The sequence below is a fragment of the Formosa sp. L2A11 genome (genome assembly GCF_009796865.1).
Lineage (GTDB): Bacteria > Bacteroidota > Bacteroidia > Flavobacteriales > Flavobacteriaceae > Formosa.
Window position 1 is genome coordinate 2,421,881 of sequence record NZ_CP047028.1, and the last position, 25,341, is coordinate 2,447,221.

21 protein-coding genes and 3 pseudogenes are annotated in these 25,341 nt (G+C 32.7%); 6 read left to right on the plus strand and 18 right to left on the minus strand.

All coding sequences use genetic code 11. The annotated features are described in order from the left end of the window. Positions 1-276 precede the first annotated feature (276 nt). From GQR95_RS10455 to GQR95_RS16955, 5 genes are all read right to left on the minus strand, one after another. Positions 277-1,047, minus strand: coding sequence for an acyltransferase (locus GQR95_RS10455; RefSeq protein WP_159023109.1), 771 nt, complete (start codon positions 1,045-1,047; stop codon positions 277-279). Between the two features lie 85 nt (positions 1,048-1,132). Then, positions 1,133-1,765: an IS3 family transposase gene (locus GQR95_RS10460; protein ID WP_255473261.1), complete on the minus strand. Its 633-nt coding sequence runs from the start codon at positions 1,763-1,765 to the stop codon at positions 1,133-1,135. Between the two features lie 288 nt (positions 1,766-2,053). Beyond that, entirely contained in the window at positions 2,054-2,359 is a 306-nt protein-coding gene (locus GQR95_RS10465) for a transposase (protein WP_233265914.1), read from the minus strand. Between the two features lie 87 nt (positions 2,360-2,446). After that, complete coding sequence (locus GQR95_RS16950; RefSeq protein ID WP_159023111.1) at positions 2,447-3,169, minus strand: sulfatase/phosphatase domain-containing protein; 723 nt, start codon at positions 3,167-3,169, stop codon at positions 2,447-2,449. 25 nt (positions 3,170-3,194) lie between these two features. After that, on the minus strand, positions 3,195-3,617 hold the full coding sequence (locus GQR95_RS16955) for a sulfatase-like hydrolase/transferase (protein ID WP_255473211.1): 423 nt from the start codon (positions 3,615-3,617) through the stop codon (positions 3,195-3,197). 2,190 nt (positions 3,618-5,807) lie between these two features. Between GQR95_RS16955 and GQR95_RS16800 the strand changes: the two genes are divergently transcribed. Both GQR95_RS16800 and GQR95_RS10485 read left to right on the plus strand, forming a co-directional pair. Beyond that, entirely contained in the window at positions 5,808-6,185 is a 378-nt protein-coding gene (locus tag GQR95_RS16800; protein WP_233265915.1) for a tyrosine-type recombinase/integrase, read from the plus strand. A gap of 73 nt (positions 6,186-6,258) precedes the next feature. Continuing rightward, positions 6,259-7,397: pseudogene (locus GQR95_RS10485) on the plus strand (IS91 family transposase). Positions 7,398-7,683: 286 nt separating this feature from the next. Here the strand turns inward: GQR95_RS10485 and GQR95_RS10490 are convergent. The 6 genes from GQR95_RS10490 to GQR95_RS10515 form a co-directional block, all read right to left on the minus strand. After that, positions 7,684-8,100, minus strand: coding sequence for a T9SS type A sorting domain-containing protein (locus tag GQR95_RS10490; protein ID WP_159023112.1), 417 nt, complete (start codon positions 8,098-8,100; stop codon positions 7,684-7,686). 5 nt (positions 8,101-8,105) lie between these two features. Continuing rightward, positions 8,106-8,441, minus strand: a complete 336-nt coding sequence (locus tag GQR95_RS10495) for a hypothetical protein (RefSeq protein WP_159023113.1) — start codon at positions 8,439-8,441, stop codon at positions 8,106-8,108. A 191-nt stretch (positions 8,442-8,632) separates the two neighbouring features. Continuing rightward, on the minus strand, positions 8,633-8,875 hold the full coding sequence (locus GQR95_RS10500; RefSeq protein WP_159023114.1) for a hypothetical protein: 243 nt from the start codon (positions 8,873-8,875) through the stop codon (positions 8,633-8,635). 56 nt (positions 8,876-8,931) lie between these two features. Beyond that, positions 8,932-10,569 (minus strand): YCF48-related protein, encoded by a 1,638-nt coding sequence (locus GQR95_RS10505; RefSeq protein WP_159023115.1) that lies wholly within the window; start codon positions 10,567-10,569, stop codon positions 8,932-8,934. Beyond that, the gene (locus GQR95_RS10510; protein ID WP_159023116.1) at positions 10,559-10,927 is read right to left on the minus strand and encodes a YCF48-related protein; all 369 of its coding nucleotides are present in this window, start codon (positions 10,925-10,927) and stop codon (positions 10,559-10,561) included. Before GQR95_RS10510 ends, GQR95_RS10505 begins: the two co-directional genes overlap by 11 nt. Positions 10,928-11,729: 802 nt before the next feature. Continuing rightward, positions 11,730-12,584, minus strand: a complete 855-nt coding sequence (locus tag GQR95_RS10515; RefSeq protein ID WP_159023117.1) for a hypothetical protein — start codon at positions 12,582-12,584, stop codon at positions 11,730-11,732. A 793-nt stretch (positions 12,585-13,377) separates the two neighbouring features. On the opposite strand from GQR95_RS10515, the pseudogene GQR95_RS16805 reads away from it, so the two are divergent. Further along, a pseudogene (locus GQR95_RS16805) lies at positions 13,378-13,996 on the plus strand (reverse transcriptase domain-containing protein). 98 nt (positions 13,997-14,094) lie between these two features. Then, complete coding sequence (locus tag GQR95_RS16810) at positions 14,095-14,565, plus strand: group II intron maturase-specific domain-containing protein (protein WP_233265916.1); 471 nt, start codon at positions 14,095-14,097, stop codon at positions 14,563-14,565. A gap of 113 nt (positions 14,566-14,678) precedes the next feature. On the opposite strand, the gene GQR95_RS10525 is transcribed toward GQR95_RS16810, so the two are convergent. The 5 genes from GQR95_RS10525 to GQR95_RS10545 form a co-directional block, all read right to left on the minus strand. Next, a complete protein-coding gene (locus GQR95_RS10525; RefSeq protein WP_159023118.1) occupies positions 14,679-16,457 on the minus strand; it encodes an ATP-dependent endonuclease in 1,779 nt (592 codons plus the stop codon). 317 nt (positions 16,458-16,774) lie between these two features. Continuing rightward, positions 16,775-17,437 carry a hypothetical protein gene (locus tag GQR95_RS10530; protein WP_159023119.1) on the minus strand — a complete coding sequence of 221 codons (663 nt, stop codon included), beginning with the start codon at positions 17,435-17,437 and terminating at the stop codon, positions 16,775-16,777. Between the two features lie 3 nt (positions 17,438-17,440). Then, positions 17,441-17,899: a hypothetical protein gene (locus GQR95_RS10535; RefSeq protein ID WP_159023120.1), complete on the minus strand. Its 459-nt coding sequence runs from the start codon at positions 17,897-17,899 to the stop codon at positions 17,441-17,443. A 178-nt stretch (positions 17,900-18,077) separates the two neighbouring features. Further along, on the minus strand, positions 18,078-18,548 hold the full coding sequence (locus GQR95_RS10540; RefSeq protein WP_159023121.1) for a hypothetical protein: 471 nt from the start codon (positions 18,546-18,548) through the stop codon (positions 18,078-18,080). 252 nt (positions 18,549-18,800) lie between these two features. Beyond that, entirely contained in the window at positions 18,801-19,382 is a 582-nt protein-coding gene (locus GQR95_RS10545; protein WP_159023122.1) for a hypothetical protein, read from the minus strand. Between the two features lie 1,045 nt (positions 19,383-20,427). On the opposite strand from GQR95_RS10545, the gene GQR95_RS10550 reads away from it, so the two are divergent. Together GQR95_RS10550 and GQR95_RS10555 are read left to right on the plus strand one after the other, a co-directional pair. Further along, a complete protein-coding gene (locus GQR95_RS10550; protein ID WP_233265917.1) occupies positions 20,428-21,192 on the plus strand; it encodes a tyrosine-type recombinase/integrase in 765 nt (254 codons plus the stop codon). Beyond that, positions 21,192-22,330 (plus strand): annotated as a pseudogene (locus GQR95_RS10555) (IS91 family transposase). Before GQR95_RS10550 ends, GQR95_RS10555 begins: the two are co-directional and overlap by 1 nt. Positions 22,331-22,660: 330 nt before the next feature. On the opposite strand, the gene GQR95_RS10560 reads toward GQR95_RS10555, so the two are convergent. Both GQR95_RS10560 and GQR95_RS10565 read right to left on the minus strand, forming a co-directional pair. After that, complete coding sequence (locus GQR95_RS10560; protein ID WP_159023123.1) at positions 22,661-23,590, minus strand: Dyp-type peroxidase; 930 nt, start codon at positions 23,588-23,590, stop codon at positions 22,661-22,663. Between the two features lie 781 nt (positions 23,591-24,371). After that, entirely contained in the window at positions 24,372-25,340 is a 969-nt protein-coding gene (locus GQR95_RS10565; RefSeq protein ID WP_159023124.1) for an alpha/beta fold hydrolase, read from the minus strand. Position 25,341 lies beyond the last annotated feature (1 nt).

The following is a 25,341-nucleotide window of genomic DNA, read 5'->3' on the forward strand; positions in this document are numbered from 1 at the left end:
CCCGTCTACTCGATTATGCGCTTTTTTTATTTATTATTTTTCTTAATGGAGTCTCAAAGAACTTATAACTAATAGCAGAAAATAATATTAGAACAGAAAGAGCCGTATAGAAAATAACAATGTTATTATCTATGTTCAAATATTTCATAATACCATTAACCAAGTATAAACGGGCTTTTGTAAAATATAAATTCCATAACTAATCTCTCCTAAAAAAACTAAAGTTTTGCGATTTGACATTCTTGTTATAAACCATTGTTGCTGAAATCAAAATTATCATAGGAGGAAGACAAATGCCAACATACCATTATGATAGTTAATACCAATATTCATTTTGAGTAATACAGATACAAATACTATTAGAATAATAATAGGTAAGTCATAATTTCTCACTTTAATTCCTTTTAAAAAAAACATACCTGCTAAATTTCCAATTAAGAATTCACTTAAGTGCATCAATGGAAAATAAAATATCAAATCATGGCTTTTTGATGGAAATCCATTATAAAAAGACGAATATCTCATAAAATGTAGGGCAATCTGGCTTCCAATAAAGAAAATTAGAATTGGAACAATTAGTTTTTTGTAGGAATATTCTTTATAAAAGTGATTAAAAAGGAAAGGAAAAGATAGGTAAAAGAACATCTCTACAGATAAAGACCATCCAGGTCCATTAAACGAAAGTGCATACCCTGGAATCCAACTTTGAACTATTGTAATATTTAATATCAAAGCTTTATAATCAATAGGTTTACCAATAATTACAAAATAGATTAATAAAACTATTATGGCTAAGAAAAATACGGGATAGATTCTTGCAAATCTTCTTTTCATATAATCCCAAAATTCAATCTTATCTTTATTATTATATGCTATTATCATTACAAAGCCTGATAGAATGAAGAAATAACTGACACCTATATTTGCCTGTCTAAATAAGAAATCAATAGCATCATGACTAAATGGAAAAACATTCTTTCCATAATGAAATACTACAATTGAAATAGCTGCTAAAAATCTTGTAAAGGTAAGTTGTTCTAATCTCATGTTTTTTATTATCTTATTCTATTGTCTCGTGGAACATTGTCTTTAATGTCTAGTCCTGAAATATGGCTACAGGTTAAAATTGAATTTAGGCTGATAATTGATATACCATATTGGGTGTTTTATAATCTAAAGATAAATGTAATCTTATTTCGTTGTATAAATTAATTGCGTTTTTTGTTGCTCTCTTAGCGTGTGCTACGGTAGTAAAGGTTTGATCCAAGTAAAACTCATCTTTTAATATGCCATTTACACGTTCGGCCATAGCATTTTCGTAACAATGGTTTTCTTCTGTCATACTAATATGTATCTTTTTTCTTTTAAGTATTTGTGTATACACATTACTACAGTATTGTATTCCCCTATCAGAGTGATGTATGAGTCCAGTCACGTTTTTAGCTTTATAAATAGCCTTATTAAGTGCTCTTACGCATCCTTTAAGTTCTAGACTATCACTTAGATCGTACCCCACTATTTTTCTAGAATACATATCTGTAATCAGTGCTAGATAGCAAAAGCCTTTTACGGTTCTGATATATGTAATATCTGATGCCCAGACCTGATTAGGTTTTGTGATTTCTAGATCTTTTATGATGTTGTTATATTTATAAAAACGATGATGCGAGTTGGTTGTTCTAGAACTATATTTCTTTCTTAAAGTGAGCATGTTTTGAGACCTTAACACCTTGAATAGTGTGTCTCTACCGACTTTTAGGTTAATCTTTGTTTTGTAAACTCATCATTTAATGATTTTATAAGTTTACGAACACCTTCTCTAGGAAGGGATTTGCGTCTTTTCTTGACTATATTAATAATCTGTTGTTCTCGTTTTAAACGTTATCAGCTCTGTTTTTAAACTTATAATAGGGCATCTCGTTTTAGACCAAAACAACTGGATATAGTAGATAAAGAAGCAAATCCCTTGGCTTTATCTTTTGCTTTTATTAAGGCTAGGTATTGAGTTTTTTTTTGAGTTGTTGGACATTTTTATACCCTAATTTCTCAGCCGCTACTTCCAGGTAAGATCTTCTACCATAGCATCGAGATCCTTTTTAAGAAGTAGTTTTTTAAGTTGTTCGACTTCCTTCTGTAAAGTTTTGATTCTTGTAATTTCGTCTTTTGTTTCCACTTTTACTCTGGTGTTCATTAAGTCTTTACGTTCGTACTTTTTAATCCACTCATTAACCGTTGTAGGAGCGATGGAGTAGAGTTTACAAAGGTCACTCTTTGTGTATTTTCCTGTTGTAAGTTCGGCTAAAATTTTCAATTTAAAAGGTTCACTGTACCTTCTAATCACTTTGTCATTTTTGTACATAATGTTTAAAATTATGTAGCTTTATTTCAGGACGAGACAAATATTTAGTCCTTTTAAGCTCAAATGTAGTATAGCCTTTCTTTAAAGTTATTTACTATAAGGTACAGTACCGGTTGGGTCAACGATATATCCCCATTTTTCTATATATGAAGGTCCTGGTAAAAAATCATCTTCCAAACGATTGAGTTCCTTATTTAGTAATTCTTCTAAATTTCCAGCAATTGATTCATAAGCTGCATTTCCAGCAAGATTATTTAATTGATAGGGGTCTTTCTTATTATCAAAAAACAACCACTCTCCAGACAAATCTTTAGCATAAGTGTATCTTTTTGTTATCACACCTCTAAACTCTTTACCTCCTACAGACCTTTTCCATTGTCCGAAGGGTTGAATGCATCCAACTAGTGCGGCTTTTCTCTTATCTTCTTTTTTACCAAGAATTATATTTGTTACGTCTTCTCCGTCTAAATCGTCAGGAACAGTTAAACCTGACATTCCCAACATTGTAGGTAATATATCCAATGTATTTAACAAGAAATCACTTTTATGGCCCTGTTTTCCAAATAATGCAGGGTATTTAATAATGAATGGCACTTTAGCCGATTCTTCATAAATTCTTTGCTTTTTTGTTTGCTTATGACTGTTTATTAGATCGCCATGATCGGATGTGAAAACAAAAATAGTATTGTCTTCAATGTTGTTTTTCTTGAGAGCGTCTTGTAACTCTTTAATATAACTGTCTAGTGCAGAACAATGTGCGTAATATCCTTTTAATATGGATTTGTTTTTTCGGTTAATTCTTTGGAACATTTGGCCTTATCTTTATGTCCATGTTTCATATAAATCCTGAAAATTCTTTTGGTGCAGTTTTATAAGGAGCATGAGGTGGTCCCCAAGAGAGTATCAAACAAAACGGGCTTTCTTTTTTTGCCTGTGTTTCAATATAGGTAATAGCATCTTTCGTTTGTGCAGCTGCATCGTAGCCTTCCCATGAATGTAATTTATCATCATTTCCCCAATAATTTGAATTATTATAACTGTGAGAACATTCTAGTGCCTTCCAATAATCAAAACCCTGACGTCTTTCTTTAGGTATAAAGGCAGAACGACCATTACCATCAACGTGCCATTTTCCAATATAGGCTGTGTTATACCCTTGCTGTTTATAGAGCTTTGCAAAACTTTTAGAATCGGGATTAAGAGTAACATCATTCATAAACATCCCATTTTTTAATGGATATAGGCCTGTTAACATCATTGCCCTATATGGCGTACATACTGGATTGGTTGAAATTGCATTGGTAAAAGTTATTCCTTCGAAGCTAATTTATCAAGATTGGGTGTTATAACATTTGGGTTGCCGGCATAACCTAGTGCCTGTGCTCTCCATTGGTCGCAAAAATGTATACGATATTAGGCTTTTAATTTTATTAGATTTAGTGATTTTATTAGCACAGGAAATAATGAATGATGATAAGAATAGTATCAGAATAAAGTTTTCATTTTATCTATGTTAAAGTTTGTTTATTGTATAGCTGGATTAAATGTTTTAGCCTTACATATAACGTATTTTAGATTAGTAGATCTCTTAGATGAAGGTGTCTTCTATTTCTATAAGTTAGAAAGAACCATTTGTAATACCAAGATTATAAGATCTCGATATGAAAGTAGTTTTGCAATCTATTTAATTACTCTAATTGTAAAAATATGAAAAATTACAAAGAAATAGTCGGTATTGATGTATCAAAAAAAACAATAGATGTTTATTGTTCTCAGGGTCAATTACACAAAGGTTTTGTTAATAGGAGCTGTTTTTTTTGTTTTGAGAATATTGGGTATTATTCTTTCAAGTTAGCTTTTTGTTTATCTAGTTTAGATATTTTTAATGTAGTATGCTCCCTGATTTGAATTCTTGGCATATTAGAAGAAGTATTTGAGGAGAGAATTAAAGCAACAATAATTACAATTCCATTTAAAATTATGTAGCCTTATTTCAGGACGGGTCAAAGTGTTTTAGTAGAAAATTAATGCCTTTTACTTGTTTTTTACCACATCGCCTTTTTTAATTTATTAGTTTTGATTTCATTTCAAAGTCATATTCGGTAGATTTTAGTCCATATTTTTCAATAGGAATTTTAACATTAAAATGTAAATGCTCAATTGTTGTATATCCAGTCATTCCACTTATTCCGATGGGTTGACCTTTTTTTTACATAATCTCCAAGTTTAATTATACCTCCATTGTAATTTAAATGAACATATGAGAATATAATCCGCTATGTGGATGATATATAGTTATATAATTACTTTTATCATTTCTTTCCATTTTTACTTGTACCAAAACTCTTTATATTTTTCGATTAATCCAACAACATAACCATTGTCAATACTCGTTATTGTGTCTCCAATTTTAAGACTAAAATCAATTGCATATTTGCTAAAAAATTGAATTATGAGAAAATTTCCATTAAAACCTTGTATTATTTTGTATTCTCTCTCTTTAGGGAATGGTAATGCATTTCGTTTTTTTCTATTTTACGATTATAGTCTCCATAATTAACTATGTATTTTACTTTATCTTTAGATTTTAAATTTAGATAATTAATATTAATTATTGTGTCTTGTGATTCTCAAAGTTACTTTCCAAATTGAGTTTCTAAATTGAGATTAGTAGAATCTTTTACGAGTTTTACATTAATAGGACACATCAATGGATTCTTCAAATGAAAAGAAATCATTCCGTTTCAAATGAAGTATCAAAATTATAGTAAAATGGATAGTATTTCTCCTTTGGAAGTTTTCTTAGACCTGCACAAGAAGAAAAAAGTATGATTATTAATAAAATTATAATATTTCTCAATGTCTTGGGTTTATTTTTAAATTACACACGGTGTTGAACGAATCCTCCCTATCGGTCGGAAGCCCTCCTGACTGATTCAGAATAAGTTATTCTTTTGTAAAAGTAATAGATTTATTAACTTATGGGTAAATTTTAAATCTATTATTATGTTAAAAAAAAGTAAAACCATTGCTGAACGCGCCTTTTCAGATGTAAAGGATTTCAGTCATCTTCAAACCAAACTCGAACAGAGTTTCTTAATGGCAAAGCCAAAAGCACTTTAAACAACTATCTCCGGTGCTTGGCACACTTAGCTTTGCATTACAACCGAAGTCCTGAAAAACTATCGGTAGAACACGTTCAGAACTATCTTTACCATTGCCAGAAACTTCACAAAACACCTTCCGAGAGTTTCTTTAAACACACCATTTTCGGACTCAGAGCAGCCTACAAAGTGATGGGCATGGAAGCCAAACGTGTAGCGCTTCCTCAAATTAAAAGAGATATTAAACTACCATGTGTTCTAAATAAAGAGGAAGTTAAGCGCCTTTTAAAAGCGCCTAAATATCTTAAGCATCGTTTGATAATAGGTATGCTTTACGGTGTGGATTGCGTAGCTACGAACTCTGCGCTGTTAAATTATCTGATCTCGATTTTGAGCGTAAAACCGTGTTTATTCCTAAGAAAAAAGGAAAAATAGATCGCTATGTGCCTTTGAGTCCGCTTCTGATTAGGGGATTAAAAAAATACATCACAACAGAAAACCCTCAGGGACATCTTTTTAATAGCCAAGTTTCTAAAGCTGGAGAATCACGCGGATTAACCACCAACGGTATACGCTGGATTATTAAAGAAAACAGAAGTAAAATAGGGAGTTCTAAACAGATAACTGCCCATACTTTACGGCACACGTTTGCACATTTATTAGAGTATGGTGTTGATATCGTCAGTTTAAAGAACTTCTTGGACATGCACATATCGAGATGACACTCACGTATCTTCATGTTGCCAATTTGCCTAGTGGTTCCAAATTTTCTCCCTTGGATAAACTTTACGATTAATGTTTTGTAAACATAAAGTAGCTGACATTTTAGAAATGGAACAGCTACAGCTCAAAACATTGAGTCTGACCTCTTGGCATTACCGTGGGTTACAAGCCATAAGAAGGTGTCGCACCAAAGCTATGGGTGGCCATATTGATAAATGCGATTGTTGCCAAGCCTTACACATTAGTTATAACAGTTGCAGAAATAGACATTGCCCAACATGCCAGGGACACAAACGTGAACAGTGGATAAAAGCCAGAGAAGGCGAACTATTAAATGTGCCTTATTTTCATATCGTTTTTACGCTTCCAAGTGAGTTTAATACCTACGCTCTGAGTCATGGTAAAGTAATTTATAGCAGTTTGTTTAGAACCGCATGGCAAACCCTGCAACAGTTTGGAGACAACCCCAAACACTTGGGAGCTAAACTGGGTATGATTGCTATACTTCATACCTGGGGACAAAACATGAGCCTACATCCGCACTTGCATTGTATTGTTCCTGGCGGTGGATGGCGTAAATCAGGGACATGGAAAAGTGCAAAAAATAAAGGTAAATATCTATTCAATGTAAAATCTATGAGCAAGGTGTTTAAGGCTAAATTTATCTCTGAACTTAGGAAAAGTGAAGTAAAAATCCCAAAGAAATTTATAATACAGTGTACAGTAAAAAATGGGTGATCTATGCGAAACAATCTTTTAGAAGTCCAAAATATGTTATTGAATATCTAGGCAGATACACGCATAAAATTGCAATAAGTAACCATCGTATTATTGCTGTAGATCGTGAAAATAAAACGGTGACTTTTACCGCGAAAGATTACCGGCACCAAGCTAAAAAGATAAAGTTGACTTTGTCCAGTGAAGAATTTGTTAGACGCTTTGCTTTGCATATTTTACCCAAAGGCTTTACACGCATACGGCATTACGGTATTTTAAGCAGCAGCTGGAAAAAAGAGAAATTACCGAGACTACAAGCCGAACTGGCTTGTAAAAAGATAGTGAGTATTAAAACAGTCGAACCTGTTTTACACCGTCGTTGTCCCGTTTGTAAAAAAGGAAAACTACATACCATACTACTATTTAACGATCGTGGTCCTCCCGAAAATTGGAGGGTATTATTAAGAGATAAAAAATTAAATAGGGTCAATTAAAAAAAACAATCTGCAAGCGCGGACAGACCTCTCAATGGCTAAACTTAAAATTTAAGCCATTATAAAGTGAAATTATATTAAGTGTTACCGAAAAAAGAAACAATCTCTTCCAAATAAAGACTAATCAGCGTAGTTTAAACATGTAAACTACAATCGATTACCAAAGCATCCTTCCCTAAACACATCGTTTTCCCCATAAGAGACATCTTCTGCCGACTTCGTCAACACAATATTCAGCTCTGGCCTATCGGCGAGCCGAATACTTAGTTATTGGGCAATCGTGTTTTTATTTTAAAATTAATTTCGATGTTATTACTCTAGTACTTTCGAAGCTCACTTTGACAAAATATATTCCTTTTCTAAAACTTGACAAATCAATTTTTATGTCAGTTTTATTTTCAGCATCCTCATAATATACACGTTGACCTAAAGCATTGTACAATTTGATAAATTTTATTTTTTCAGAAATATTAGATTTAATATTCACATAATCAGTTGTTGGATTTGGATAAATAAATATGGTGTTTTCTAAATCAAATTCCGTCAAACTAAGTGTACCTGTCGTATATTGATAAGTATCTGAATAGATTATATTTCCATTATTAGTAGCAACTAACCTATAATAATAAGTTTCATTAGGTAATGGGTTATTGATCAATCCAGTTATTAAATTAGTATTATAACCAAAAGTATAATTTGGCATTCCTGTTACTGATGTACCAAAACTTTCTGTAAGCCCATATCGAAATGGATATTTGTTAAATAAGCACCATAACTATTAATTAAGCCTTTTAACTCTAAAGAATTTGATTGAGTTTCTTCTATTGTTCCACTAACTATTATAATATCTCCTGAAAAATTAAAAACTCTTTCTTCACTATAAATTGACTGCCCATTATGAATAGCCTTTAATCTATAATAGTAATTTGAATTTATATCTAAGTTAGTTATTGTTGCACTAACATAGTTTGAACCGTTAGCGTTGACTTGAGAGGGATTGGTTGAGATGCTGTTTTCGTAATTAATAGTGCCGTATTCAAACACAATGTCTGTTATATTTTGACTATAAGAATTTAAATATGCAGATAGCGTAACATCAGCTCCATTAACATTTGGACTATCAAGATTGATATTGTATTCAGGATACGTAGTAAAAGATAGTATGTCTCCATAAATATCTTCTCCTTGATGGGTAGCCTTTAATCTATAATAATATTGTGTTTCAGGTTCTAAATTTATAAACTTGCAGTAATATTTTCAATTGTATTAGCTAATACAGAAGTTGGCGTTCCACTTATAGTACTATCAAGAACATCGGAACTCATACCATATTGAAACTCTACATTAGTAATATCATAGCCATTAGAAATTATATTTCCTGAAATTTCTGCAGTAGTGGCTGAGTAATTAAAAGCGTAATTTGTTGTTATTTCATAATCGGAAAGTGTTGTAAAACTTAATATCTGACTAGATCCCAAATTAGAATTTTGTGTTCCAATGAGTCTGTAGTAATATGTAGTGTTTGACGTTAAGTTTAATAAATCAACAGAGATATTAACAGATCCATTTGCACTAACTGTACTTGGTGTAGCTGTAATGGAATTACTAAACGTATAATCTTCACTAAATGAAACTCAATTAGAAATGAAGTGTCATTAGAAGTTGCATTACCTGATAAAGTTACTCCAGTAGCAGTAATATTTTCAGCAGAATCAACATTAAAAACCATAGGACTATACTGAATAGCATTACTACGATATATTTTGCCATTTGAGCCTGCTAAAAATATTTTAGAATCAGATATTTGCAAATCGCTAATTCCCGAAATTGTAGTCATTAATTGCCAACTATTACCTGCATTTTGGGTTTTATAAATACGTCCACTATTACCTCCAGCAAATCCAACATTTTGGGTGTGAAATTCTACAAACACATAATCTTCATATGGGACGTCAAGTGCTTCCCAATTTGTACCACCATCATTGGTTTTATAGATTAAACCTTGATCACCAACAAAATATCCATTGTTTTCATCTACAAAATGGAATGCGTTAATATCTTCACCTTCTAATTCAAGACTTATATTCCATGTTTCACCACCATCAATAGTTTTATACATGGCACCATAATAATTACCTATTCTATTTCCATAGCCAACCTGGTTATTGATAAATTGTATTTGACCAAATTCTTGATTAGAAACTTGAGTCCAGTTAACACCACCATCCACAGTTTTCATTACTTTTTTCCAGTTAAAACCTCCAGAAATAAATCCGATATTTTCATCTATAAAGAAGACTGAACTTAACCCTTCATCAACATAAATACTTAATTGATTCCAAGTATTACCACCATCTGTAGTTTTAAAAACGTCACCAGATATACTGTTGGTACCGCCTCCAATAGAGTACCCAATATTTTCATTAACAAAATAAAATCCACTGCAGTAGCTAAAATGATCTGCTGTAGATATATAAGACCAATTGTCTCCAAAATCGGTTGTTTTATAATAATTGCTTCCTGATCTAGCAAAACCAGTACCACTATCAAATATTCTTATATCATTAAAATCATTATAATTTTCTGAATGCGGTGTCCAAGTATTACCACCATCTATAGTTTTAATAATACGACCACGAGCACCAGTAGCATAACCAATATTATTGTCTTGAAAATAAATGCCATACATAGAGGTATTGTAAACAAATCCATTTTGAAAAAAGATTTGTATCCATGAAGTACCACTATCATTTGTTTTATATGTTGCTCCATGGTCACCAGTTGCAAAGCCATTATTCTCATCTAAAAAATGAAAATCGTAAATAGCTTCTCCTGGTCCTGAAATTTTTATCCAAGTTTCACCAGCATCAGTGGTTTTATACATGTCATCATGCTCTCTTGTTGCAAATCCTATGGTTTCATTTACAAAGTAGACAGTAAAAAAATCTGATGGGAATGTATTAGTACTTTGCGTCGTATACCAATTTTGTCCGCCATCAATAGTTTTTAATATTGTTCCTCCATTGCAAACAGCATGCCCTATTAATGAATTAGTAAATGATGTTTTGTTAACTCCAAAGTTTGGAATACTTAAACTTTCCCATGTAATTCCTCCATCATCAGTCTTTACAATACTATTTGAAGTTGATAAAATAATATTGTTATTTATCAATAATATTAACAGTATTAAAACTGCTATTAAATCCTGTAGATATTTGATTCCATGATGTTCCATTATCTGTAGATTTTAGGACGTATCCATAGTTTCCAACAATATAACCTATTGTATTGTAAAAGCTTAAGTCATTTCCGCTAGAGATATTTTGTTTTTTTAACCAAGTACTGCCAGCATCTAATGTTTCTAATAGTTCATTAGAGGTTATTATATATCCAATATTAGTTGTAACAAACTCAACATCTTTTCCAGTATTAGTTGTTGGTTTAGGATTTAATAATTCCCAATTTGTTTGAGAGTGAATTTTATTTATAAATAAGGTAATGCAAAACAGGAAAAGTAGATTTTTTTTCATTTCAATTTATTAATTTAATTATTCAATTGTGTCCAACATGTTACCCAACGTCTCCGTATATGAAACGTAGCGTGTAAAAAGACACTATCGTTTCGGGTTATACACGAGCCAAATTTAAAAATTTGGCGGTCTTCGCAAATACACACAAACCTTCCGGAAAGCCTATATTAGCCCCTGTTTTTTATATACATTGTGTGTGCCCAGCATGGGCATCTTTTGATTTACCGAAAGGTAAATAATTAATCTATAGGGTGCAAGTCCCTTATGCGCAGGAGTAACGTTCTGAAGCATTAGTAAGTCGCAAGGGTGAAAACCGTGAGGTTTTATCTGAAGGAAGCGGAACTACAAAACTCGGTACTGACGAACAGAAACCGTATACAGAGGCATATTTACTCGGGTAAGCAACCACATCATTGTAACGCCCCAAGATTAACAAAAGGGTAAGTATGTAGATACGGCAGGAATTGAGGGAAAGAAGATGCCATTACCTGGGGAGGTCTCCAAAACTACGAGTTGGTTATTTGGAGAAGTCAGCAGAGGTCATAGTACTTACAGGAAACGAGCAGAGGCAATACCTCCGATGGACTCACAAGTAGGGAAGGACTGAACGTAATTCTCTTCAAAATTCGCATAGGAGCCCTAGTGGTAGCCTATGCTTAAACTAGAAGATAGTGCCAAGGGTGAAAAGAGCTTTGGTGTGATGATTTACGAACCGCCGTATACGAGACCCGTACGTACGGTGGTGTGAGGGGTGCACTCCGTCATTTGATGGCGGAGCCATCCACTCGATTACAAACAGTTTTTATTTCGACAAACATTTTAAATATGCTCTAATCTTTTTAGCAGAGTCAATATCTACTGTTCCGTCATAGATATAAAGTCTTTTATCTGTAATATTTTTTTCGGTCAAAAGTTTTATTTCAGATGGTGTTGGTTCGATAAACGCACTATAAATATATCCACTACCTCCACTAACCTTTACATCTATATCCGCTTCTGGTCGAGTGAGTTTTGAGCCATCTTCAAATAAGAGATTTAATCCTTTCTTGCCAACGTTTGGTGTACTTCCGTTAATTCTAACGCTTAAATAAATAGTTGGCTTTCCGTTTACGATTGTTTTCATAAAACTTATTCCATTTTCATATGGGCTAAAAAAAGTTTCTTTGTCCTCAAATTTGTCTTTTTGATATTCAATTTTTGAGCAAAAGAAATCTTCCGGATAGTCTAAACCACCGACAACTTCTAATTCGTAACTGGATTCATATTTCGGGTTATACTTGTAAAATATTACACCTATTTCAGGATTCTCTAATTCAATTGCATATTCCTTTCCACTAAATGAGTATTTTGGTATTATTTCAAAAATTTCTAATACTTTAAATTCCTTCCCAACAAGCTTTGAGTAGTCAGATACCAATGAGTAGCTTGGTCCAGATGGGAAAGGCTTGTTATTCTTTTCGTTCTTGGTAAATTGTTTTTGCTCTTTGTCAAATTCAAGGAAAAAGTTTTTATAAGCGTATTGTTGTAAGCTTTCATTAATTTCTTTAGGCTTTACTGTTTTGTTTAGTAATAATTCTGGATTGTCTTCAGGGAAACTTTGTCCAAATAACGCTAATGAAAGTAGGCTTACCGCCACAGAAAGAATTGTTTTTCTCATAATTTTCGTTTTAAATTGTTTGTAACGTCTACGTATAAGAAACGTAGGGCAGTTAATAAGCACTATCGTTTCAGTTTATAACTTAGCTAAATATAAATATTTTGCTTTTATTTTTTCTTCTATAAACGCCAAATTTTATATTTAGCGGACTTTGTAAATACTCACAGACCTTTAGGTTTAGCACAAACGCCCTATGTTTTTTATACATTGTGTGTGCCCAGCATGGGCATCTTTTGATTTACCGAAAGGTAAATAATTAATCTATAGGGTGCAAGTCCCTTATGCGCAGGAGTAACGTTCTGAAGCATTAGTAAGTCGCAAGGGTGAAAACCGTGAGGTTTTATCAGAAGGAAGCGGAACTACAAAACTCGGTACTGACGAACAGAAATCGTATACAGAGGCATATTTACTCGGGTAAGCAACCACATCATTGTAACGCCCCAAGATTAACAAAAGGGTAAGTATGTAGATACGGCAGGAATTGAGGGAAAGAAGATGTCATTACCTGGGGAGGTCTCTACAACTACGAGTTGGTTATGTAGAGAAGTCAGCAGAAGTCATAGTACTTACAGGAAACGAGGTGCAACAAGAATTGTACAGGTCTCACGGGTAAGGAAGGACAGAACATTAAATTACGTTGGAATTCGATTAGGATGCTTAGCTAGCCTAGTTTTAAACCAACAGGAGTACACGAATTATTGAATCTATGATTGAACAGGTATTAGAAGCAACAAATCTTTATAAAGCAACACGCCAAGTGGAGCGCAATAAAGGTGCGAGCGGCGTAGATGGTATGAAAACAACGGCACTTTCGGCATACATATTAGAAAACCGTTCGCTTATATTATCTGCTATTCGCACAAATAGCTATGTTCCAAATTCAATTTTAGGAGTAAAGATTCCAAAAGGACAGGGTAAAACCCGACTATTAGGAATACCAACGGTAGTAGATAGGTGGCTACAACAGGCGGTAAGCCAACAATTAATGGTTCATTTTGAATATGATTTTGAGCCCGTTAGTTATGGATTTCGCCCACAAAAGAACATCCAAAAAGCAGTATTACAAGCTCAAGGGTATATCAATTCTGGTTACCAAGATATTGTAGATATTGATTTGCAAGGATTCTTTGATAATAGACCACTGTATTTTACTTCAACTTATCTACCGCAAAGTAAAATGTCCAACCACCTTGCGATTAATCCGAAAATGGTTAAGAGCTCCCATCTTAATAGATGGAACACTCAAAAAGCGCAGAAAAGGTATCCCGCAAGGTAGCCCCATTAGTCCCTTATTATCTAACATTATGTTAGATGTTTTGGATAAAGAAATGAAAAGCATGGGCTTGCTTTATGTACGCTATGCAGACGACTTTAGCGTTTACGCAAAAAGTAAAAGCGAGCAAAAACTATAGGAAATAAACTGTTTATCTTTTTAAGAGATAAACTTAAATACCTATAAATAAAGCCAAAAGTGGCATCTGCAGACCTGTAAACTTTGAGTTACTCGGACATGGTTTGTACCTGTTATAAAAAGGGAGTCAAAGGACAATATGTACTTGTGGTAGCCAAGAAAGGTTGGGCAAAGTTTAAACGTAACCTGAAAAGTATCACCAAGAAAACCAAACCCATGTCGCTATTCGAACGTCTGGATCGGCTTAATCAAGTCTGTCGAGGCTGGATGAATAATTACCGCTTAACTAACATCTATGCAAAAGTTAAAAAGCTAGATGAGTGGCTAAGAAATCGGTTGTGCTATTGTATTTGGCATGATTGGAAAAAGCTAGAGCGGAAACGTAAAAATGGCATTCAATTAGGTATAGAAATCGGACAAGCCTATGCTTGGAGTAGAACAAGAATGGGAGGCTGGGCAGTCGCTCAAAGTCCTATTTTAAAGACTACTATCACAGTTTCTAGGCTTAAACGAAAAGGGTATAAACCGCTATTAGATTACATTAATAATACGCAAACTTCAATTTGGTGAACCGCCGTATACGAGACCCGTACGTACGGTGGTGTGAGAGGCGCAGTGACGACTTTTAAGTTTTCACCCGTCTACTCGATTGTGCTTTCGTGCTTTATTTTCTTTTAGTCATTCTATGTAATCAGCCATGTCACTAAATCTGTTATCTCTGAATGGTCATTGGGCAAAATATTATCTAACTCTTCCGTTTCTAATCTTGCGTTGAAACTTGCCCAGCCCATTTCCTTTTTTGCAATACCACCTAAATGGCTTTCAATTGTTCCTTTTGTCCAAATATAAATCCCTGCTGACTGCATTTTAGCTTTTAAAGATGTTAAATTGGTTTGAATTGCGGATTCCTGAGCTAATAGTTCAAAGGCTTGTGCTGCGGTTAATGCGCTCCCTGCTTTAGTTGGCCAACCATTATTTAGATTTATTGAATGAGTTGGTGCTATTGTCGCTAAATGTGCTTGAATAGCGGCAACATCAGTATCTCCTGTAGTTAGAAAACCCTGTGATTCTCCTTCTTTTAATGCATAATCAAGGTCGACAATTGCTTTCGTAGGAATTGCCATTGCTGACAGAACTTCAATTGTTTTTCTTGTGCTACCTGAACCATCCATAGGTACTAAAGCTGTTTTTAGCAAACCTAAAGTTCTTCCTGTTACTTTTTGTATGATTTTCGGAAGTAATCGATTTTCTGTTTTGCCTTCCGCAAGAATAACCCTTTCAGAAAAAAGTATGTTTGAAGAATTGCTCAAAGAAAATACTATTGAAAGTTGACTCGGATGTGCTGCTGCAACTGTAGAAATAGCAGTTTTTAATGAATTTCTTTTATGTGTTCCTTGTGTGTCATTTTTTCTAATCAACAAAGTGTTTTCAACATCCTTTGATGTAATCATAAAAGGTGAATGGGTAGAGAAAATAACTTGATAGCCCTGTGTTGAAATCGTTTTGAGTGCATCTCTTAAAATTTCAATAGCTTGTGGATGTATGTATAATTCAGGTTCGTCAATTAATAAGATTGTATTTGACACCACCGCTCCAGTTTCTCTTTTTATGTCAGCTAAATGACGAACTAACGCCATTTGAATTGAGCGTTGAGCTCCATGTCCTAATGCAGAGACATCACGACCATCTGGATTTAGATTTTCAAATATTTTAATCGTCCCTTTTGAAAAAACTTCTTTAAGTTCTGGCGTGGGAACGTGAACTTTTATATTTATACCAGGAAAGAATGATTCAACTTTTCCATTAACAGCGGTATCAAAATCATTTAGTTCGGTTGCTCGTGAAGTTCCATCGACATCAAGTAGGTCTCTAATTCCATCTAAAGCAGTTTGAACTTGTGTACTATAGCTTGCTTGAATAGGTCCGATAATTTCAGATAGTAACTTACCTATTGTAGTCGTATTTTTACTCTTGCTAACATCTTCTTCGGAATTTTCCATTGCCCCAATTTGGATGGGTTCAGGAAATAAGACCTGTAATGCTTGGTCTAAACCTGTTGGATTTGCTCGCCATTCGTTTGCACTACCAACATTTGCTGGGTCTTTGATTAATAACCGAATTTGTCCAACTGGAATACTTGGCTGTGCTTGAACTCGCTTTATATAAAGAGCATCTGAAAACAAAAACGGCTCAATTGAAGCTTTTTGATTTTCAGGTAATTGGTCTAGAAGGGTTGCTGAAATTCCAGAAATTTTAGCTTGCATTTCCACAGCTTGAGTATTGTCATAAAAAGCAGTTTCTGCTAATGCCGATTTTCTCAGTAGCCATTTTATAGCTTCAAGAATATTAGATTTTCCTGCATTGTTATAGCCTACTAGAGGTGTAAACTCTGTAAGTTCTAAACTTTCGTTAATTATTGACTTGAAATTTTTGATTGATATCTCAGAGAGTAAATGTGTCATTGTTAAATTTCGATTAGTTCGTTAGCAGTTTTTTTTGGCATGAAGCACAACTCCTTTTATATAAATACATTATTTGTTTATAAGGATTGTATTTAGTGTTAAACAATACTGATACTAAATATAAAGATTTTGTATGCTATATAATTACGGGTTTTCCGTAAAAAAAGGAATTTATTATAAATGTTAATGCTTTGTTTAAAAACGGTAGTATAATCGGTGAGACGTGTGTTTTATAAAAGGATACAGGTTAATTAATATAAAAAAAGCCGAATTCAATATACATTGAATTCGGCTTTGAAAATATAACACTATAAAAATTAGCTTTTTACTTTTAAGTTGGGGTACTGTGTACTTATTTTAGTGTAAAATTGTTCTCCCATAACTCTGTTTTTAGTTAAGGTTTTAGAATAATTACTGCCTAACATTGAAGATACATTAGCATTAAATTCTAATGCGTTATGAATTTCTATAGTATTTTTTATTCCATCAATATTAAAGGTAAAAATGTATTTACTAGGGATGATTTCTTTAGATTTACTAGGTGTTAGTGAAACGGTTGCGTTACTTAAACGGTCTGAGTTAAATATTAAATGTTCTTTTAAATCTCCATCTACATCTGTACTAAAATAGTGCATTTTACCTTCACTTAATACAACAAAAGCTGGAGTTTCTACAGTGGTGTATTTTACGGCACCTAACGTCATTGCCGATTTTAAGATGTCTTTCCCCATGTCTTTAGCTTTATCTGCATTTGTATAAGGAATAGAAGCAGATGTAAATGCATCTATTGTAGCGTTTTTCATCCAACCCTTAATGTAAGCGTATTCTTTATCTAAAAAATCCTTCTGGTATTGGTCTGCATTTAATATTTCTTTGTCTAAATCTTCATTGTTTACATGTTGCTTGTTTCTTCTCATCATATAAAACATCAAGAGAAATCCTACAGATAGTACTATTGCTGGTAATAAAAATGTATTCATAATTTATAGTTCTTTAGCTTCTACGTTATTTTCTGATTTACTAAAAGTGCTCCAAATAATTAGTATTATAAGTAATAGAAGAATGGCTTTTCCTCCATATTTATTATAAAAAGGAACTTTTAAAACAGCTTCTTTATTAATATTATTTTCTTTTAATATGGCTGTCATTTCTTCATCAGAAACGTTATAATATGTCTCTGTTTCTTCATTATATAAAACAAGCCTCGGGTCTTGAGTAATCCATAAAGGTAAAATCCAAGCAACATTAAATTCTTCATGTATAGTAGCCAAATCTAGGTACTCATTACTGTTTTCTGCAGTTTCATACATGTCGTTATCTGGTAATTCAGACACGATAGTAATTACTTCCTTTTTACCAAAAGGAATTCTAGCTTTGGCATAAGTAGTCGTAATTCCAAAAATTAAGAAACTAAATAGAATAACTTTTTTAATTGTTTTCATATTATAATTTTGTTGTTAGTGGTGAATATGTATTAAATAAATTGGGTTAGTTTAATATTTAAAAAGATAAAATAGGAGTGTGTTATTTTTTGTTTTAGAAGTAGGAGAGTGGGTAATTATGCCATCTCTGTTTCTATTAATTTTTATCTAATAATCTGGTTTGTAACTTACATTTAAATTATTTGTCTGTAAGTCCTATTATTTTAACATTGTTTCCGGAAAGTTCTACACTAACACCTAAACTTCTAGAAAACGTTTCATTATCTAAATCTGTTTCTTCTAAAGTCACAGTAATAATTAAAACATTAAGGGGAATACATTTATCTATAATTTCATATCTTGAACTATAAACTTCTGATGAAATTTTAGATGCTGTGATTTCGCTTTTGCCATTAATTATTTTTTTATAAAATGTTTTTAATTCTGCTTCAGAATTCAGAATTTGTTCATTCGAGAGGGCAAAAGGAATTTTAGAGATATTAAGTAATGCATCTGTGTTGTCTGCTTTGTAAAAAAGCTTAATACATTCTATTGCTATATTTTTAGCTGCTTTTTGTTGTGCTAGAGTTTGGGGAATGGAATCGTTCTGGGCACTTAAATTAAAAGTCGAAGCAATTAAAAAAGTGAAAATAAAAAATGAGTTCTTCATGGTTTTTTTCTGGTTTCAATTAAGGTTGGTTAGTTAAATGTATTAATTGCAAACAATAGGATATACTGCTAATGTGTTGGTAAACAGTTGGTAGGTGTTAGTATATTATATGTTTGTAATTGTTTTTCATGCTGGTTACAATATGCTTTATATAATTAGTGGTTACTCCTGAAAAAAAATATTTGAAATGGCTTATACATCTTAATTAGTAAATAATGTATTTTTATGTTAAGATTTTAGCGTGTGGCTTATTTAAAAGTCATTATAGTAATCTTGAATGTCGCTAAAAGGTTCATGCCAAGCCATAAACTTAGCTTTATATAACATTTCGGCTTCATCTATAATATTAATAATATCTTCACTGTAACCGTATCTTTCATCTGTTTTAATATCACAAACCGGATCTAAATTAAATTCTTTTTTTATCCAGTTAATGTATGTTTGCTTGTCTTCGCTCTCTTTATAATCTGCTTTAATTTTAAACATGTCGCTACAAATTTCTACATCAAGAGTTAGTATTTGCATAAACGCTTTAAAATTTTTAGCTATAATTCGCATTGATCCTCCAGAATTAAAATAAATAATTGGAGCATTTTCTATATCTTTATTTTCTTGTACCCAAAAAGCGGTTAAACCATCTCCTGTGTGTCCAAATGGCTTGATGTATTGATTGTATGTAAATACATCGTCTATTGGTAAACTTATTTCTTCAATCGAAATTTGGAAATCTTTACAGAAAAAATGATGTTTTACTTCAAACTGATAGAATTTTGCTAGAGCTTCAGGCATTTCTAAGCTTCCTAGGCATTGGTTTTTAAAACGTTCTAATGTCATTTTATGTTTTTAATTTTTTTAAGCAGGTATTAATCGATTGTTCACTAATTATTTACTGTAATATTAAAGTTTTTTAGAATAGAAAACAGATGCTAATTTATAAGCGCTGGGAATCAGTTAATATTTGCTTTTAATAGTTTTATTAATTTTTTAAGATTACTGTGTGTTCTTATTTTAGTAATAGTACAGAAATTTTTCCTGAATTATGACTACTGGTTAAAATGGATATACCATATTTTGTGTTATGTTTTTGTATCGCTGTTGTTCTGCGGTATTTTTGTTAGTATGTAATACACTATATGGTCTAATTTGTTCTTGATAAAGGAATAATAGAGTGGAAAAGTATCTCTGGGAATTTTTTTGTAATTGTAAAAGTACAACTTGTAATTAAGTTTTTATTCCGAATATATATAAGTGAATTTACTAGCGAAACGCCCCTCTTTTTAAGGTTGTATTGAAGTTGTGCTAACTATTCGAGATGTTTAAGGGATTTTTAGTCTTTATTTAGAAGTAAGTATTCTTATTCGCTTATCATTTAATTTTTAAATATGTATTAGATATAACGCAAGCTGCTAAAACAAAAAAGGGAGTATAAAAAGTAACAAAATATTAAGCTACTGTAGGTTTACTTGTTTATCCTGAAATTGCAGTAATAATTTTATAAAAACGAAACACTAACATAAAGCCATTTAAAGAGTCTCCCGATTTTTAAATGGCTTTTTTGTTTTAAAATAATCAATCAACTTTTTAAACATATTATAAAGTAAATAGTGGTTATCTATGTTATAGCGTGTTGAACGAATCCTCCCTATCGGTCGGAAGCCCTCCTGACTGATTCAGAATAAGTTATTCTTTTGTAAAAGTAATAGATTTATTAACTTATGGGTAAATTTTAAATCTATTATTATGTTAAAAAAAAAGTAAAACCATTGCTGAACGCGCCTTTTCAGATGTAAAGGATTTCAGTCATCTTCAAACCAAACTCGAACAGAGTTTTTCTATTAATGGCAAAGCCAAAAGCACTTTAAACAACTATCTCCGGTGCTTGGCACACTTAACTTTGCATTACAACCGAAGTCCTGAAAAACTATCGGTAGAACACGTTCAGAACTATCTTTACCATTGCCAGAAACTTCACAAAACACCTTCCGAGAGTTTCTTTAAACACACCATTTTCGGACTCAGAGCAGCCTACAAAGTGATGGGCATGGAAGCCAAACGTGTAGCGCTTCCTCAAATTAAAAGAGATATTAAACTACCATGTGTTCTAAATAAAGAGGAAGTTAAGCGCCTTTTAAAAGCGCCTAAATATCTTAAGCATCGTTTGATAATAGGTATGCTTTACGGTTGTGGACTGCGTAGCTACGAACTCTGCGCTGTTAAATTATCTGATCTCGATTTTGAGCGTAAAACCGTGTTTATTCCTAAGAAAAAAGGAAAAATAGATCGCTATGTGCCTTTGAGTCCGCTTCTGATTAGGGGATTAAAAAAATACATCACAACAGAAAACCCTCAGGGACATCTTTTTAATAGCCAAGTTTCTAAAGCTGGAGAATCACGCGGATTAACCACCAACGGTATACGCTGGATTATTAAAGAAAACAGAAGTAAAATAGGGAGTTCTAAACAGATAACTGCCCATACTTTACGGCACACGTTTGCTACACATTTATTAGAGTATGGTGTTGATATCGTCAGTTTAAAGGAACTTCTTGGACATGCACATATCGAGATGACACTCACGTATCTTCATGTTGCCAATTTGCCTAGTGGTTCCAAATTTTCTCCCTTGGATAAACTTTACGATTAATGTTTTGTAAACATAAAGTAGCTGACATTTTAGAAATGGAACAGCTACAGCTCAAAACATTGAGTCTGACCTCTTGGCATTACCGTGGGTTACAAGCCATAAGAAGGTGTCGCACCAAAGCTATGGGTGGCCATATTGATAAATGCGATTGTTGCCAAGCCTTACACATTAGTTATAACAGTTGCAGAAATAGACATTGCCCAACATGCCAGGGACACAAACGTGAACAGTGGATAAAAGCCAGAGAAGGCGAACTATTAAATGTGCCTTATTTTCATATCGTTTTTACGCTTCCAAGTGAGTTTAATACCTACGCTCTGAGTCATGGTAAAGTAATTTATAGCAGTTTATTTAGAACCGCATGGCAAACCCTGCAACAGTTTGGAGACAACCCCAAACACTTGGGCGCTAAACTGGGTATGATTGCTATACTTCATACCTGGGGACAAAACATGAGCCTACATCCGCACTTGCATTGTATTGTTCCTGGCGGTGGATGGCGTAAATCAGGGACATGGAAAAGTGCAAAAAATAAAGGTAAATATCTATTCAATGTAAAATCTATGAGCAAGGTGTTTAAGGCTAAATTTATCTCTGAACTTAGGAAAAGTGAAGTAAAAATCCCAAAGAAAGTTTATAATACAGTGTACAGTAAAAAATGGGTGATCTATGCGAAACAATCTTTTAGAAGTCCAAAATATGTTATTGAATATCTAGGCAGATACACGCATAAAATTGCAATAAGTAACCATCGTATTATTGCTGTAGATCGTGAAAATAAAACGGTGACTTTTACCGCGAAAGATTACCGGCACCAAGCTAAAAAGATAAAGTTGACTTTGTCCAGTGAAGAATTTGTTAGACGCTTTGCTTTGCATATTTTACCCAAGGCTTTACACGCATACGGCATTACGGTATTTTAAGCAGCAGCTGGAAAAAAGAGAAATTACCGAGACTACAAGCCGAACTGGCTTGTAAAAAGATAGTGAGTATTAAAACAGTCGAACCTGTTTTACACCGTCGTTGTCCCGTTTGTAAAAAAGGAAAACTACATACCATACTACTATTTAACGATCGTGGTCCTCCCGAAAATTGGAGGGTATTATTAAGAGATAAAAAATTAAATAGGGTCAATTAAAAAAAACAATCTGCAAGCGCGGACAGACCTCTTAATGGCTAAACTTAAAATTTAAGCCATTATAAAGTGAAATTATATTAAGTGTTACCGAAAAAAGAAACAATCTCTTCCAAATAAAGACTAATCAGCGTAGTTTAAACATGTAAACTACAATCGATTACCAAAGCATCCTTCCCTAAACACATCGTTTTCCCCATAAGAGACATCTTCTGCCGACTTCGTCAACACAATATTCAGCTCTGGCCTATCGGCGAGCCGAATACTTAGTTATTGTAAGTTGATTTATGTTTTTGAATAACTTAAATTAAGTACGCACTTAATCTACATTTACTAATTACTTATTTTATCTAAGAAATTTTGTGGCGGAATAAAATAAAGTGTTCCTGTTTTTGCAGTTACAAAATCCAATAATTTATCGTGATGTCCTTTTTCTCCGGGTTCTATCATTTGTTTTAAAGATGTTTCCATTATACTTGCTGCCTTTGCAAAACCTATAAACATGGTTCCGTGCTCCATGGCATTTCCAAAAGCTCTATTTTGGCGTAACATTTTAATTTCTACCCCGTCAATCTCTACTTTAGATTTTACATTGTGTGCATAAGGCATCTTCTTGTCGTCTGCGATTTCTATGTCGTCTACTTTTGTTCTACCTATTACTCCTTCTTGATATTCTGTTGTTTGTGAATCCCACTTTTCTTGTTTATCAATATATTGTTGTACAATAAGATAACTACCTCCAATATACGGCTCGGAGTCTATAATAACAGCTTTAGCACGCTCTATACTCTTTGGGTTTTCTGTACCATCTACAAAATCGATTAGGTCTCTATTGTCTAAATATTTATAACCTTGAATATCTTGAATTGGATTAGCTATTGGTTTAAATGTAGAAAGAATATATTTTGATGCTTGGTAGTTTAAATCCATTCTCATAGATTTTACCATTAAAAAGATATCTCCTGGAGTTGAAGGAAAATGTCTATCTGCATACTTCATTTCAATAAATGGATGTAATTCATTTGGTATTGGTTCATTAGGGAATAAAGAAGTCCATCCTTTGAATGAAAACCCAATGGTAACCGTCATTAAAGCAGTGGTATCTTTTTGACCAATAGATTTCGAAATTTTTAAAAATTCATCTAATATGTCAAAAACAGTTTCTGCTTTATATTTATCCTCTTTTAATTCTAAGGTTAAGTACTCTACAAATGGAGTAGGGTCGGATAATAAGCCTTCTTGTGTTTTATTTACTAAATTCATTGTTATTTATTTAGATCTTAACTAATATTTTTTATTGTATTGAAAATCAGTCTTAAGTATTCTTTTTTAATCTTCTATTTTGCTTTTTTACTAGGAGAGGAACTACGTGATTGTATACAATTAAAGTACTAAAATTTATATGTACTAAGTTAACATTTTAATAAAAAATAAAGCATAAAACGGAGTAATAAAGTTATTATATACAGAGCGGCAGAGGTCTTGTTACTATTTAAAATTTTCTTTCTAAACAGATTCCGTACTAATTCTTATAGTTTAAAAAAAACGATGGTTAAAATTGTGAATTACCGATGGTATATTTTTGTATTCACACCTCCAATTTTCCTTAGTTTGTCTGGATATATACTGTTTTCAGTGTGACAACCAAATATTTTTGTTCTGTTTTAAACAAGTATGAGATTAGTTACTTCACTTAATTTAATATGATTGAAGAATGTTTTATATGTAGAATCCTCAATACTATCTAATCGATACGTATTATACGCTTTCAACCATTTACATTTGATTTGTTTTGTGAGTAAGAAATTAGAAGTATAAAAAATAAAGGACATAATAGTCTGTTTATTTCTGCTTTGTAGCATAAAGTAAGTCCCCCATTTAGTGAATAAAAAAGGAAAGTAAAGATGATAATATTTTAAAAGTAGGCAAAAGCCACCAATTAATTATATACGGTTTTGGTGAGGGTTTTCTGTATTAAAATCAGACATTACAAACATGTAACTGACGTTGTTTGAGTATTAATTTTACATGAAATTGTGGCGAGTTATTTTATCTCATTTTTAGATAAAAATTCTAAAATTAATTTAGCTATTTCTCTTGTTTTTTCTTCAGCTGCAAAATGGCCTGCATCCAATAAGTGTAACTCAGCATTGGGTAAATCTTTTAAATACGCCTTCGCTCCATTAGCGTTAAACTTCAAATCTTTTTTTCCCCAAGTAATTAATGTTTTTGGTTGATTGTCTCTCAACATCTTTTGCCATTTAGGGTATCGAATTAAATTGGTATTATAATCCTGAAATAACTGCACCTGAATTTCTCTGTCTTTTTTAGATTTTAGAAATTCCAAATCGTGTGTCCAAGCATCTGGACTTTGAATGTTGATATTTGTGCTATCTAAATCAAATAAATACTGCTTATTTATTATGGCATCTTCACTTGTTAAGCTATATAAAAAATCATGTTTTGCTTGCGATGTATCTGTTTGTGCTGTTCTAAAAAAATCTTGTCGCTTGGGCGTTAAACCTTCCAAATAAGCATTGGCATTCTGAACAATTAAAGCTTCTATTCGTTTTGGGTTTTTCATCATCATTCGGTAACCAACCGGTGCACCAAAATCTTGCATGTACATCACATAGTTTTTAATTTGAAGCGTATCGATTAACTTCTCCGTATAAGCTGCCAACAAATCAAACGTATAGTTTGTTGTTGCTGGATCTAAATGCGTGCTGTAACCCGAGCCTAAATTATCGGGTGCAATAACATGATAATGCGTCGCCAACATAGGAATCAAGTTTCTATACGAATGGGAAGACGATGGGTAACCATGTAGCAATACAAGCGTTGGCTTGTTTTTATCTCCCGCTTCTCTATAAAACAGTTTTACACTATCAATTTTCGCATAATTATACGTAGTCTCTGGCGGTAAAAAGAACTGTTTTTCATTCTTTTCCGTTGTATTCTTACACCCAAATATAGAGGCTATAATTATTAAAAGTAGTGCAAATTGTTTCATA

What these genes read in the sequence shown, in the direction of transcription:
- GQR95_RS10490 (WP_159023112.1), bottom strand. Translation starts at nt 8,100, where the DNA reads ATGCCAAATTATACTTTTGGTTATAATACTAATTTAATAACTGGATTG.
- GQR95_RS10530 (WP_159023119.1), bottom strand. Translation starts at nt 17,437, where the DNA reads ATGAATACATTTTTATTACCAGCAATAGTACTATCTGTAGGATTTCTC.
- GQR95_RS10560 (WP_159023123.1), bottom strand. Translation starts at nt 23,590, where the DNA reads ATGAATTTAGTAAATAAAACACAAGAAGGCTTATTATCCGACCCTACT.
- GQR95_RS10545 (WP_159023122.1), bottom strand. Translation starts at nt 19,382, where the DNA reads ATGACATTAGAACGTTTTAAAAACCAATGCCTAGGAAGCTTAGAAATG.
- GQR95_RS10540 (WP_159023121.1), bottom strand. Translation starts at nt 18,548, where the DNA reads ATGAAGAACTCATTTTTTATTTTCACTTTTTTAATTGCTTCGACTTTT.
- GQR95_RS10510 (WP_159023116.1), bottom strand. Translation starts at nt 10,927, where the DNA reads ATGAAAAAAAATCTACTTTTCCTGTTTTGCATTACCTTATTTATAAAT.
- GQR95_RS16955 (WP_255473211.1), bottom strand. Translation starts at nt 3,617, where the DNA reads ATGATGTTAACAGGCCTATATCCATTAAAAAATGGGATGTTTATGAAT.
- GQR95_RS16950 (WP_159023111.1), bottom strand. Translation starts at nt 3,169, where the DNA reads ATGTTCCAAAGAATTAACCGAAAAAACAAATCCATATTAAAAGGATAT.
- GQR95_RS10465 (WP_233265914.1), bottom strand. Translation starts at nt 2,359, where the DNA reads ATGTACAAAAATGACAAAGTGATTAGAAGGTACAGTGAACCTTTTAAA.
- GQR95_RS10535 (WP_159023120.1), bottom strand. Translation starts at nt 17,899, where the DNA reads ATGAAAACAATTAAAAAAGTTATTCTATTTAGTTTCTTAATTTTTGGA.
- GQR95_RS10515 (WP_159023117.1), bottom strand. Translation starts at nt 12,584, where the DNA reads ATGAGAAAAACAATTCTTTCTGTGGCGGTAAGCCTACTTTCATTAGCG.
- GQR95_RS10455 (WP_159023109.1), bottom strand. Translation starts at nt 1,047, where the DNA reads ATGAGATTAGAACAACTTACCTTTACAAGATTTTTAGCAGCTATTTCA.
- GQR95_RS10565 (WP_159023124.1), bottom strand. Translation starts at nt 25,340, where the DNA reads ATGAAACAATTTGCACTACTTTTAATAATTATAGCCTCTATATTTGGG.
- GQR95_RS10525 (WP_159023118.1), bottom strand. Translation starts at nt 16,457, where the DNA reads ATGACACATTTACTCTCTGAGATATCAATCAAAAATTTCAAGTCAATA.
- GQR95_RS16810 (WP_233265916.1), top strand. Translation starts at nt 14,095, where the DNA reads ATGGTTTGTACCTGTTATAAAAAGGGAGTCAAAGGACAATATGTACTT.